The 13,145-nt window shown below is 34.3% G+C and carries 11 protein-coding genes; 4 read left to right on the plus strand and 7 right to left on the minus strand.

The annotated features are described in order from the left end of the window. Positions 1-165: 165 nt before the first annotated feature. From V1503_RS05920 to V1503_RS05935, 4 genes are all read right to left on the minus strand, one after another. On the minus strand, positions 166-726 hold the full coding sequence (locus V1503_RS05920) for a glycerol-3-phosphate responsive antiterminator (RefSeq protein ID WP_214483597.1): 561 nt from the start codon (positions 724-726) through the stop codon (positions 166-168). Positions 727-926: 200 nt separating this feature from the next. After that, positions 927-1,355 carry a CBS domain-containing protein gene (locus tag V1503_RS05925; protein WP_214483616.1) on the minus strand — a complete coding sequence of 143 codons (429 nt, stop codon included), beginning with the start codon at positions 1,353-1,355 and terminating at the stop codon, positions 927-929. 533 nt (positions 1,356-1,888) lie between these two features. After that, the gene (locus tag V1503_RS05930; protein WP_410625549.1) at positions 1,889-3,427 is read right to left on the minus strand and encodes a long-chain-fatty-acid--CoA ligase; all 1,539 of its coding nucleotides are present in this window, start codon (positions 3,425-3,427) and stop codon (positions 1,889-1,891) included. A gap of 78 nt (positions 3,428-3,505) precedes the next feature. Beyond that, complete coding sequence (locus tag V1503_RS05935; protein ID WP_410629393.1) at positions 3,506-4,462, minus strand: MBL fold metallo-hydrolase; 957 nt, start codon at positions 4,460-4,462, stop codon at positions 3,506-3,508. 994 nt (positions 4,463-5,456) lie between these two features. Between V1503_RS05935 and V1503_RS05940 the strand changes: the two genes are divergently transcribed. Next, on the plus strand, positions 5,457-5,888 hold the full coding sequence (locus tag V1503_RS05940) for a disulfide oxidoreductase (protein WP_410625551.1): 432 nt from the start codon (positions 5,457-5,459) through the stop codon (positions 5,886-5,888). After that, the gene (locus V1503_RS05945) at positions 5,889-6,356 is read left to right on the plus strand and encodes a thioredoxin family protein (RefSeq protein ID WP_214483602.1); all 468 of its coding nucleotides are present in this window, start codon (positions 5,889-5,891) and stop codon (positions 6,354-6,356) included. A 379-nt stretch (positions 6,357-6,735) separates the two neighbouring features. Here V1503_RS05945 and V1503_RS05950 read toward each other — a convergent pair whose 3' ends face one another. Then, on the minus strand, positions 6,736-7,134 hold the full coding sequence (locus tag V1503_RS05950) for a DUF5365 family protein (protein ID WP_320258829.1): 399 nt from the start codon (positions 7,132-7,134) through the stop codon (positions 6,736-6,738). A gap of 189 nt (positions 7,135-7,323) precedes the next feature. Between V1503_RS05950 and V1503_RS05955 the strand changes: the two genes are divergently transcribed. Next, a complete protein-coding gene (locus V1503_RS05955; protein WP_250886733.1) occupies positions 7,324-8,247 on the plus strand; it encodes an RluA family pseudouridine synthase in 924 nt (307 codons plus the stop codon). Between the two features lie 160 nt (positions 8,248-8,407). On the opposite strand, the gene V1503_RS05960 is transcribed toward V1503_RS05955, so the two are convergent. Together V1503_RS05960 and V1503_RS05965 are read right to left on the minus strand one after the other, a co-directional pair. Next, on the minus strand, positions 8,408-9,832 hold the full coding sequence (locus V1503_RS05960) for a sigma-54 interaction domain-containing protein (RefSeq protein WP_410625554.1): 1,425 nt from the start codon (positions 9,830-9,832) through the stop codon (positions 8,408-8,410). 5 nt (positions 9,833-9,837) lie between these two features. Continuing rightward, positions 9,838-11,022, minus strand: coding sequence for a trans-sulfuration enzyme family protein (locus V1503_RS05965; RefSeq protein ID WP_320258831.1), 1,185 nt, complete (start codon positions 11,020-11,022; stop codon positions 9,838-9,840). A 311-nt stretch (positions 11,023-11,333) separates the two neighbouring features. On the opposite strand from V1503_RS05965, the gene ade reads away from it, so the two are divergent. Further along, complete coding sequence (ade, locus tag V1503_RS05970) at positions 11,334-13,082, plus strand: adenine deaminase (protein WP_214483607.1); 1,749 nt, start codon at positions 11,334-11,336, stop codon at positions 13,080-13,082. Positions 13,083-13,145 lie beyond the last annotated feature (63 nt).

Below are 13,145 nucleotides of genomic sequence, written 5' to 3' on the forward strand. Positions count from 1 at the left end.
TGGTTCTAAAATATAGAAATATTTGTATTTTTACTAACAAAAAAATCACAACATACCCCTTTTATAAAAAATAAAAGGGGATGCTGTGATTCTCCAAGTCTCCGCCACATCTATTAACTTAATTCAAATACTAATATAAATAGAAAGCGCTGTCAATATAATATTTTAATTTTCTGTATACTCTAAATCCCACAACAATTTATTTGAAGTTGTCACTGCACTTGCTCCAGCCTTTATAGCCTGCTCTACATCCTCATGTGTACGAATCATTCCACCAGCAAATATTGGAACACCCGTTTTGTTATGTATTTCTGTTATCAGGTTGGGTACCACACCAGGTAACACTTCTATAAAATCTGGGTTCGTTTTTTCTATAATACTGTAACTCTTTTTTAATGATCCAGAATCTAATAGAAATAGTCGTTGAATGGCATATATACCCCGTTTTTTTGCTTTACTAATAACATTTGCTCTCGTAGAGATGAGTCCTGCCGGTTTAATTTCTTGGCAAAGAAATTCTGTTGCAAATTCATCATTTTTTAAGCCATTGACTAAGTCCACATGAAGAAATAATTTCTTACCCTCTTGTTTTGTCATTTTCACAATAGCATTGAGCTGTGCAACATGACTTTCAAGTATAACTCCATATTCATAATCGCTACGAACGAACTTCTCTAAATGCTTCATATCGCGAATTGCAGGTATAATTTTTTGCCCATGAAACATATTTTTACCTCCTAAAAAAACGGAAAATAATAAATAATAGAATACTATTATCCTACAACTCAATTACTTGTAAAGTCAATTAGAGGAGCATTCATCATATAGCAAAGGGATGAAGCAAAAGCCGTCAAATCTTACACAATTTCATCTTACTCAAGATGTTATTGACGTAAGTTTGGGCTTTACTTCATCCCCTAGGTTTATTACTGTTGGGTATTTGAAGGCTCTGAAATACTTGAAAGTGCTTCTTCTGCTTCATTATCAAACGATTCATTTGTGGCTAAGTCGCCTAATGCAACAATACCACACAATTGATTGTTTTCCACGACTGGTAAGCGGCGAATTTGATTTTGTGCCATTACATCTGCTGCCTCTTCAACGGTCATTTCGGGTGTACCTGAGACAAGATTCGTTGACATCACTTGTGATACCGAAGTTGAATTATTTAATCCTTCTGCTGTTGAGCGTAATGTAATATCTCTGTCAGTAATGATGCCACAAATTTGTCCGTTATCTACTACTGGAATTGATCCTACATTATTTTGTTTCATAATTTCAGCTGCTTCTTGAATGGTTTGATTTGATGAGACAGTTGCAACATTTTCCGTCATAATATTGCGGAGCATGTTCATTGTCATTGTATCCACCCCTTTCAAAAAGTATTTTTACCTAACTTAGCATACATATACATATCAAAATTACATAATGAAAACTCTAATTATTAGTGATATTACATGAGCTAATTAGTTAAAAAAAGTATGTCCCTCCATGTATACTACCCTTTTGCTTAAGTGGATTTAAAAGTTCAACAAACAAATAAGCTGTTGTAAACGCATCTATTACTCAGGAATGTCTTATATACATTCTAGTCAGAAATTTGGGCATAATATTCTAAATCCTTTATTTTTCGTGAAGGTGCACTATAACCAATTAGTTCAAATGGCTATACTCCTTAAAGGATAGTCTTTCCCGTTTCAGCTCTGCTGTTTTCACTAATGAGTCAAATAATATATAATGCCTCATTAACAGCAATTCTCAATTGCTTGTAATACTGTTGGAGCGGACTTTAATTTAGCAACATGAATCACAGTCAGGTCAATTATTTCCTGAGAAATTTGTCGATACGAATAAGTGCTGGAAGTACTTCATTAGAGGCAGCTTTTCTTCATTCTTGTAATGGTGATAATTTAATATTTTCAGCTAACTTACGAAGGTGGGTTTTTAATATTTTTCCTACTCCGTTTCGCGGAAGTTGATCAATGAATATAATTTTCCTAGGTGTTTTATTTTTAGATAAATGGCCTTGACAATATTGTATAAGCTCTTCTTCGGTTATCGCTTGTTTATCCTTTTTAACAACATAGGCGACCACTTCCTCACCCATTTGATCATTAGGGATACCCACAACTGAAGATTCAGCAACCGCTTCATGTTTTGCAAGTAATTCTTCTACATCACGAGGATATATATTAAATCCCCCCCGAATAATCAAATCTTTTTTTCGGTCAACAATAAATAAATAACCATCTGTGTCCATATATGCCATATCACCCGTATACAACCAAGAACCTTTTAACACCTGCTTTGTTTCTATTTCATTTTGATAATACCCTGGTGTGATATTATCACCTCGAACAATTAATTCCCCAACTTGTCCGGTAGCTAACTCACTTTCATCATTATTAACAATCTTGACTTCAACACCTGGTATTGGGATACCAACTGAACCTGGTTTAATAACTGAATCTCTTTGGTGAGCAGCAACAACAGGTGCAGCTTCTGACAACCCGTACCCTTCTAAAATATCTGCACCGAATTTTTGTTTAAACGCATGTAATAACGCAACTGGAAGAGGTGCTGACCCAGAAGCAACCCATTCGAGACTACCTAATTGAAATTTGTTAGAATGAGGATAAGAAAGCAATGCAAAAATCATAGCTGGCACTGCAGAAAAATTAGTCACTTTATATTTCTCAATTGCTTCAAAAACAGCTTTTGGATCAAAGTGATTAAATACAACAGCTGAGCTCCCAGTTAGAAAACAAGTATTAGAAATAGTTAAGCCATATACATGTGCAAGAGGAAGGATACCGAGGGTTACTCCTCTTTTTGTTTCATTATGAAGAAAAGTATTTTCAGCGTTTGAATATAAGTTTTTATGAGTCAACATCACACCTTTAGGTTTTCCAGTTGTTCCTGACGTATATAAAATAACAGCAGTATCCTCTGCATTTAGCTTTAGATCACTTTCTACATAAAGTTCATTTTCTGTGATATCTGTATCATATAAATGAAAAATGTTTTCATCAGTTGGCTGGTCAACAACCAGTACAACAGGTTTTTGTTCCAAATTGTCTAGCGCTGATTCTACCTTTTCTAAAGATAGTGATGACGTAATGACTACCTTCGCTTGACAGTCCTTAATAATGTAATGAATTTCTTTATCATGTAAGGTGAACATAATAGGCACAATAATTGCGCCTGCCCTTATAATGCCTTGATACGAAAAAATAACCTCAGGACAATTGGGCATACAGACAACAACACGATCACCTTTAGCTACCCCAAGTTTTTTTAACCCATGTGCAATCTTGTTTGAATAGTTTTTAATGTCTAAGTTAGAATACTTCTTATCTTTAAAATAAATAAAAGGATATTCACCAAAAGTTTCGATATTTTTATCAAGCAAATCACTTAATATCATGAACTCATCTCCTCTTTATAATCTTAAAAACAACAACCCATGTATTCATAGACCTTTATAACACTAGACGAAATAGCACTATTCATAGAGCCTATAAACATTAATACCTTCACTTGATTTATTCACATGTACTTCATTTCTACTTTCCATCAAATCTAAATGACCTTGAATTTGAGATAGTCCAAGAAACACTAATTTTCCTTTTAATCTAGGGAAAACTTCAATACAAATTTGATAGACGGTTTTGTCACTTGTTCTTAAAACTTTTCTTATTTGGTCACAACGATAATTATGATCATTTAATCTTTGATCAATGATTGAAACGTGGTCTGAGAATGGTCTGCCATGACCAGGGTATATCGTTGTTAATGGTAATGCCCTTGTTTTCATTAATGACTCTCGATATTGTATAAGTGGTTTAGGTCGCTCTTGTTCAAATGGTATAGATGGTTCAATAAATGCGTTAACAGAAATGTCTTTTAATAGATGATCTCCGGCAAATGTAAGTCCCGTCTCAGGTTCCCATAAAATCATATCTGTTTGACTATGCCCTGGTACAAAAAGAACTGAAAATTTTCTTCCACCTACAAATATATGATCTTCATTACTTACATATTTAACTTGTTGCCAATTCATATTATGATAACGGTGTTTCGATTGATGGCTTTCAGGGTCTGCACCACATTCCTTTATAAATGAATTTAAAAAGCACCTAGTTCTATTAAATTCATCTATTCCGCCAGATAATATATGTTTTGCTCCTTCGTGAACATATGTGGGTATGTCGATTTCTTCTTGTATATCTTTTACGCCTCCAGCATGGTCTGTATGCATATGAGTGACAACAATTTCATCTAGTTCTTTGAAAGTAAGTCCCTCCTGCTTTAGTAAATATCTTAGCTTTTCAAGTGATTTTTTTCCTGGAAGTCCTGTATCGATAAGTGTCACAGATTCACCGATGACAACATATGCATTAACGTTCCCTACTGTAAATGGCGTCTCTATAGATAATGGAATGACCTTAAAAATATTTATCCCTCCTCCCTACACAATGCTCTTTTGAAACTTTAATAATTATGTTAATTAGTTAGCGCAGCAAGCCAAGATTTTATAGGGTACCTATCATTTGAAAGAAGGTGCTACGACCATTCGTTGTGTAAATGCTCCCATTTACTTTTGTTCATAAATACACGAAAAAGGGGATGAGATTGTCCCCTATTAAATACATATTATGATGTATTGAATTTATTAACTAAATATTCTAATATTACTATTTATATAAGGAGGCTTGCTGAATTAATCTTGTATCCGAAAAACCATTTTATACAATGAGATTAATAGAATATTCCTAATAATTAAATTATCTTTTCTGTACTTGACAACGTCAATATGTACAAGCTGAAAACCTTTCGTATTATTTCGACATTATTTTATTTCTGTCCTTTTGTGAGGGATAAATTTCTACATGCTATAATAGAGGGAAAGCTGTTTTCGCATAGATTGTTGTTTTTCGTACTTATAAAGAAACATGAATACAATTAGATTTTCGTGGCATCTTTTCTGCTATATTACAAAGGCTTTTTAGTAAAACGACATCTTTATCTTCTAGTTAGGAACGATCGTAACAAGTTTACGAAAAGAGCCTAGAGACAAAAGCATATATGTATGAAACAATTATTAATTGGATAATCCCAAGTAATAGATAATAGGCTACATGTTTGATAACTCTTAGGTAATGACGATAATAATATAGAGGGATTGTTTATGAAATCATTTAATCACTAAGTGAACGCGTTCATCCACTCTTTAATGTTCATGCCACATTCACTTCTAAAAAGGCACTTTCCCTAGACTTTGTTGCTACAAATTAGTACCATATAAGTGGTTTTATACAGGTAGTCATCGTTGTACTGAAGAAAAGCTACCAAGAACGATATATCTATACGTTTTAAGATCCACCCGAGTAATAAAACAGCTACAAAGGTTAGAAAAGAGATGTTCTTACAATACATAATCGTTAGGAGACTTTATGAATAACCAAAATAACCTAAATAATTATCTGTTTATTTCGTGGGCAGTATCATTAATTGCTACATTAGGTAGTTTATTTTTCTCTGAGGTTATGATGTTCATACCGTGTGAATTATGCTGGTATCAACGTATACTGATGTATCCACTCGTTATCATCCTTGGAATTGCATTGGTAAAAAAAGATTATTCTATCTCACTATATTCATTTGTCCTATCTACTATAGGGGGATTGATTTCTATTTACCATTTATCCATTCAAAAAATCTCTTTCATGGGTGAACATTCATTATCATGTGGCATGATACCATGTAATGTCGAATATATTAATTGGATGGGCTTTATTACCATTCCTTTCCTTGCACTAATTGCATTTGTATTAATATCCATTTTTAGCTTAATAACAATGAAAACATATAAGGAGCTGGACTAAATGAAGAAAGTGATCATTTTTACGTTAATCGTATTAGGTTTATTCGCTGCATTAGTATTCGTTACCAAATATCAGCAACAACAAGAGGCTGCTGGAAACCCATTTAACAAAACATCACTCCACCCTGAAACAGTAAATCAATTAGATGATCCAAATTACCAAAATGTTATTTTACCTAACGAACTTGATGACAAACTGGCTAACAATGAACCAGCCACGATCTATTTCTATCAGTCCACATGTCCGGCATGTAAAGAAACATCACCCATCATCGTTCCCATGGCAGAAGAGATGGGAATTGACTTAAAATTGTATAATTTACTAGAGTTTAATGAAGGATGGGATGAATATAACATTGAGAGCACGCCTACAATTGTTCAATATCAAGATGGTAAAGAAGTCAGTCGTTTAAATGGAGCAGTTGGGGCAGAGAAATTTGAAAGTTGGTTTAAGGAGTGGGCAAAATAACCTAATTGCTTTCTAGGTTTATCCCTACATTGATTTCCTAATTTAGATTATTTTGATAACCACATATTACTACTATTGTAGTTTAAAATGTGGCAGTTAGAAGAGTGGATTATTTGATTGCTATGGTTTAATGTCAAACAAAGGCTCTTTTCGTGTTATCAAATTTGAACTGAAACATGAGGTTTTATACTTTGGTCATCGTTTATAGAAAAGAGCAGATGCGTCGAACTCTAGTTGTGTAGATGTTTAAATCTTAGTACAAAAAATTATCAATGCGAAAACAGCCAGATGCTAAGAACTCTATTTGTAAATAAGTAATTTAAAAAGCACCTTTTATAACGTTTAAACCGCCTATCTTACATAAGGCGGTTTTTAATCTTCAAACTAAAAATTGATTATTAGGTTTACAATAATAACTAATTATATTTGTTTTCGGTAAGGAAAAGCTGTCAATTTGAAAAGGAAATGATAAACTATACTTTTCTAAGAAGCTTATATTTTTTTTAAAAGCTGTTCGATGATACTCAGAAACATTTTCGTATTGTATTGTTTCTATAATATGTATTATTACTTGAAGGCTTGTAATAATTTGAATAGCTTCTTTCACCGTTCCATTATAATGCTTATACATCTCTACCTTAGATAATATGTTGTTTTCTTCCATCTCTGTTATTTCCTCATCTGTGAAATAACTTGGAAAAATGTCTGAATAAAAATAAGCGATTAACTCCTCTATCTGTTTTTCTTGTTCAGGAGTAGATGCATACACAACTTTCACAAGATGACCCCCATCTTTACAATTCTTTTATAAGAATACCATAGACTTAATGTACATGGTGCTGGTAACTGTTTCCCCATCTATAGTAAATTATAACAATGAGGAAAATTAAACAAATACCATTTTTTACTCTATCTTAATAACAAAATAGATATGGTACATACGCAACAAAGAAAGGAGACATATACATTGAGAGCGAATCGTAAAGGAGAATGGTTTGAGATCATTGCACCTATAGAATGGCATCAATTCACAATCAATCATTTATTTAAAAATCATTGGCATATTCCAAAGAAATTGACTCATGATTTCCGCATGCACCGAAGAATAAAAATAAACAATCAAGCCATATCATGGGATACAAAAATACAAGCTGGAGATCGGATTCAATTACATGTTTTTTATGAAGTTAAAGATTCAGTTATTCCGGATTATGCCGATATACAAATTTTATATGAAGATGATCATCTCATTATTGTTAATAAACCGAGTGGCATGGACACACACCCCAATGAACTAGGACAAACAGGTACGCTAGCTAATGCTGTTTCTTATCACTTTCTATCAAACGGTATTTCTGCTACTGCAAAACACGTCCATCGTCTAGACAGAAATACAACAGGTGCAGTTCTTTTTGCAAAACACCCTCTTGTTGGTGTGATGTTAGATAAAATGCTAACAGAGCGCAAAATTAAAAGAACATACCTGGCTGTTGTTCATGGTATTCTCACGAAAAAACAAGGATGTATTGATGCACCGATCGGGCGTGATCGACACCATCCAACGAGGAGAAGGGTGTCTAAAAACGGTCAAGATGCAATCACTCATTACAAGGTCATTTCAAATAACCGAAATGAAAACACAGCCCTATTATATTTGCAATTAGATACTGGCCGTACGCACCAAATACGCGTTCATCTCAGTCATTTGGATCACCCTTTAATTGGCGACGTTTTATATGGTGGGAAAAAATCAAAAGCTGCTAGACAAGCATTACATGCTGCAAAAATTTCCTTTCACCACCCTTTCACACGTGAATTAATTGAATGCTATGCACCGTTCTTGGACGAGCCACCAATTTTTCCTGATGATGTAACTAATTATTTGACTTAAGCTCTATGCTTCTTTAAAACGATGACAACCATATAAAACTACGTCTTGCTATTCTACTTTGGTAAAATTACAGCAAAGTTTTAGAGAAGCACCTTAGCTTGTGATTATCAGTTAACGTACATGTTTATTTCTTACAACTTTCAATGCAAAAACAGCCACGTTAAGATAGTCCATACTTATCTAGCTTTCGATATAAGGTCGATAAGCTAATATTTAGCATTTTTGCAAGCTGCTCCTTTTGCTCCTTTTGATTTAATGGGAGATGCTGTGCTAATATATTTCGTTCAAAGTTAGCAACCATTGAATCTAAACTACTACTATTTTGACGAGTATGTAGATAATAAGGAAGATCTTCAAAGGTTAGAGTATGTGGTGATTCTACCATATTCATCATATACTCTACTGTATTCTCTAATTGACGAATATTCCCTTTCCACTCATTTTGTAAAAACCACTGCTCTAGAAGAGGATCCAATTTTGGGACGTTTTTTTGTAATATATGACTATATTTTTTTAGAAAATAAGACAAGAATAATCGTATATCTCCAACCCTTTCTGATAATGAAGGTAAACGAAGTGGTATGACATTAATCCTGTAATATAAATCTTCACGAAAAGTCTCTTTCGTAACCATTTCCCACAAGCTTTTGTTTGTTGCTGCGATGACTCGGACATTTAATGAATATTGACGAGTGCCTCCCACTCTTTCAACCTGCTTCTCTTGTAGCACTCGTAGTAATTTGGGCTGTACCGATAGTGGTAAATCACCTATCTCGTCAAGAAAGATCGTCCCATTATTTGCTGCCTCAAATTTACCAATTTTCCCTTCACGATTTGCTCCAGTAAAAGCGCCTTTATCATAACCAAACAATTCACTCTCAACTAATGTTTCTGGAATAGCCGAACAATTAACAGTAATAAATGGTTGGTTAGCTCGGCTACTCTCATAATGAACAGCCTTCGCCATACATTCTTTACCTGTCCCATTTTCCCCAGTTAGTAGAATAGTGGATGGGCTATTGACTACTTTTTTTGCCTTCTTAACGACAGAGTGAAATTGTTCACTTTCCCCTATCATATCGTTGAAAGAATAAGCTCTCTTCTCTTGCTGAAATCCTTCATGAACTTCACAATTTCTTGTTGTTACTTCAAGTAGTAATAGCTTATTTTCAAGTAATGTGCTAATAGTTCCCATAAATTTATATAGTTTTTCTTTGTTGGTTACAATTAAATCTCGTTGTTCTGCCGTAAAACCGATAAATCCTATAACTCCAATTGGTTGATCATTCATCATGACAGGGTAACCCATAGTTGCTAATTCGGTACACCGTTCATGAAAAATACAGCTTATACAGTGTTCATGATCTTTGCGATTATCGAAAATAGTTCCCTTCGATCCTGTACGTAATATTTGCTCAAAAAAAGAACCTTCTGGTATCGATTTTCCAATAAGACTTTGATGAAACCCTGTGCCACTTACTCTTATTCCTAACTCATCTATAATAGAAACTTCCAACCCTAGTAAGTCGGCCATATTGTCGGCACACGATTGGGCGAATTCTTCTATCTTAGATATATATGACATTATTTTCACCTCATAAGTGCTTGCTCGATATCTAATAGTATATCGCGTTTTTCTTCTAATCCAGTTGACAATCTAATGAGACCATCAGTAATTCCAAACGAAGCTCTTTCATGTTTAGGGATAGCAAAATGGGTCATTGATGCCGGGTGTTGTACAAGCGTTTCTGGATCACCAAGGCTGAACGAAATCATACAAAGCTCCAATCTATCTATAAATTTCTTCGCTTCTTCAAAGCCTCCTTTCACTTCAAAAGAAACGATACCACCATATCCATTCATTTGTTCTTTGACAAGTTGATATTGTGGATGTGTTGTTGATCCTGGAAAATAAACATTACTAATATACGGATGTTGGTCCAAATAGTTTGCAATTTCTTGAGCACTATCACAATGTTGCTTCATGCGTATAGGTAATGTTTTTAACCCACGTAAAATTAAGTAGGAATCCCATGCGTTTAAGTGCTGTCCTAAATCACCCATCACATTTTTACGAATAGATTCAATTTGCTGCCGATTGCTAATTATGAAACCTGCTAATACATCACCATGTCCGTTTAAGTATTTTGTGGCACTATGAATAACAATGTCTGCACCAAGCTCTAATGGCTTTTGTAATAATGGGGTCATCAAAGTATTATCAACTACGACGGTTAGCCCATGTTCATGTGCTAATGTTGATAACTTGTTAATATCTAATACTGTTAGACAAGGGTTAGATGGTGTTTCAATAAATAGCACTTTGGTTTCAGGTCTTATTGCTTGTTTTACCATAGTTAAGTCAGTACAGTCTACATAATCATATGTAATTCCAAAGCGCGGGCCTAGCGTAGATAAAAATTTATACGTCCCACCGTATATGTGTTTTGTAACGAGTATATGTTCTCCATGTTTAACATTTGCTAGGATGGCGCTAGAAATAGCTGCCATTCCACTTGATAAACCTAATGCAGCCTCTCCATTTTCTAATAAAGCGATGTGCGCTTCTAAATTATTTGTCGTAGGATTACCATATCTTCCATAATAAATCCCAGCCCTTGCTCCTGAAACAACCGATGCAGCTTCTTCAGTATTTTCAAATGCATATGCCACAGCTGGTGTTACTGAGTTCGCTATAACCCCATTTCTTCTCTTTTCTTTATTACCATGAATACATTTAGTATTTATACTCCAATCATATATCATTTCTGTCATTTCGAGTTCCTCCCTTGATAATGAAACAACATCTTTTTTGCAATATTTGTGCCAACGAGGGATACTCCTATGTTATCTAGAAAAGATATATGTAATAACCACATTTAATTAGTATCAAATGTTCTTATAGCATTAATAATTCGCATAAATGAGAATGAATTTTTATGATTGATAATGATCTTTTATCCATCTCATTATAAACCATTGACTAACAAATCATAAATCAGTAGAATGAAACACAATATTATCTACAGTAATATGTTCATTGTTGTGATTTATATTACTACATTGCATCAGGAAGGAGCTCACCAATGAATAAAAGTCAGTTAAAAAAACGTATTGCAGCCTCAAATCAAACAAATGAGGCGGATTTAGTTATAAAAAATGGCAAAATAGTTGATCTATTTAATTTAGATATAATAAATGCAGATGTTGCCATCACAGACGGTGTTTTTGTCGGCATTGGCAAGTATTCAGGAAAAGAGGAAATTGACGCAAAAGGGAAGTACATTGTTCCGTCCTTTATTGATAGCCATGTACATATAGAATCTTCCATGGTCACTCCAGTTCAATTCTCTCAAGTCGTTTTACCCCATGGGATTACAACTGTTATCACAGATCCACATGAAATAGCTAATGTTACTGGAGCTGATGGCATATCATTTATGTTAAACAATTCAGAAAATGTTCCAATGGATATATATTTCATGCTGCCATCATGTGTTCCAGCGACGCCATTTGAAAATTCAGGTGCAACGTTATCTGCTAAAGATTTAGAACCCTTCTTCAAGCACCCAAGAGTTTTAGGCTTAGCAGAAGTAATGGATTATCCAGCAGTTATGAATGGCGAAGAAACGATGATGGATAAATTAACGACAGCGATGAAATACTCTGATCGAATGGATGGTCATTTAGCTGGATTAGATGAGCAAGCTATCAATATATACATGACTGCTGGAATACGAACTGATCACGAATGTGTATCTGTTGAAGAAGCTAGAGATCGTATTAAACGTGGAATGTACGTGTTAATTCGTGAAGGTTCTGGTGCAAAAGACCTGATTTCAGTCATTCCAGCTGTAAATACAAACAATGCTCGTAGATTTGCATTTTGTACAGATGATAAACATTTAGATGAATTAATTGAAGAAGGAAGTATCAACCATAATATACGTTTAGCAATTCAGCATGGTTTAGAACCGTTACTTGCTTACCAATTAGCATCATTAAATGCGGCAGAGTGCTTCGGGCTAAAAAATAAAGGCGCCATTGCTCCTGGTTATGAAGCCGACTTCTTACTAATTGATAACTTAGAAGAGGTAGCTATTCATCAAGTTTTCAAAGCTGGGAAGCTTGTTGCTCAAGATGGTAAAATGGTAATAGAAGATACGAAAAAACTAGAACAACATTTACCTGAAAGTATTATTCATACAGTTAACATTCCTAAGATCGATAGTAAAGATTTAATGATCCCAATGTCAAATAGTTCTAGTGCTAATATAATTGGTATTATTCCAAATAGTATACATACTAAGCACCTTGTTGAAGAGGTCTTAGTGGAGGATAATGAATTTATACCATGCACGAAAAAGGATCACTTAAAAATTGCAGTAGTCGAACGACATAAAAAGACTGGAAATGTTGGCTTAGGCATCGTAAAAGGACTTGAATTATCATCAGGTGCCATAGCTGCAACGGTTGCACACGATTCACATAATATTGTTGTAGCAGGTACAAATGACGAAGATATGATAACAGCCATCAATCAAATATCACATATGGGTGGCGGACTTGTTGTGGTCAAAGATAAAAAAATACTAAGTGCTGTACCATTGAATATCGGTGGGCTTATGTCCGAAAAATCATTCAACAGTGTATATGGGGAGCTAAAACAGCTAGATGATGCATTACAGCAAATTAACGCACCAACTCATTTTAACCCATTTTTAACATTGTCCTTTTTATGTTTGCCAGTTATCCCTAAGCTAAAGGTGACAGACCTTGGTTTATTTGATGTAAAAACGTTCAAACATATACAAATAGCTACGAATGAGAAATAAGTAGAAGCATCTTTGGATATAACTTTGACCAATAAATCCTACTATACAACTACACGTCGTGAT

The sequence above is a fragment of the Nanhaiella sioensis genome (assembly GCF_046557775.1).
Classification (GTDB): Bacteria; Bacillota; Bacilli; order Bacillales; family SM2101; genus Nanhaiella; species Nanhaiella sioensis.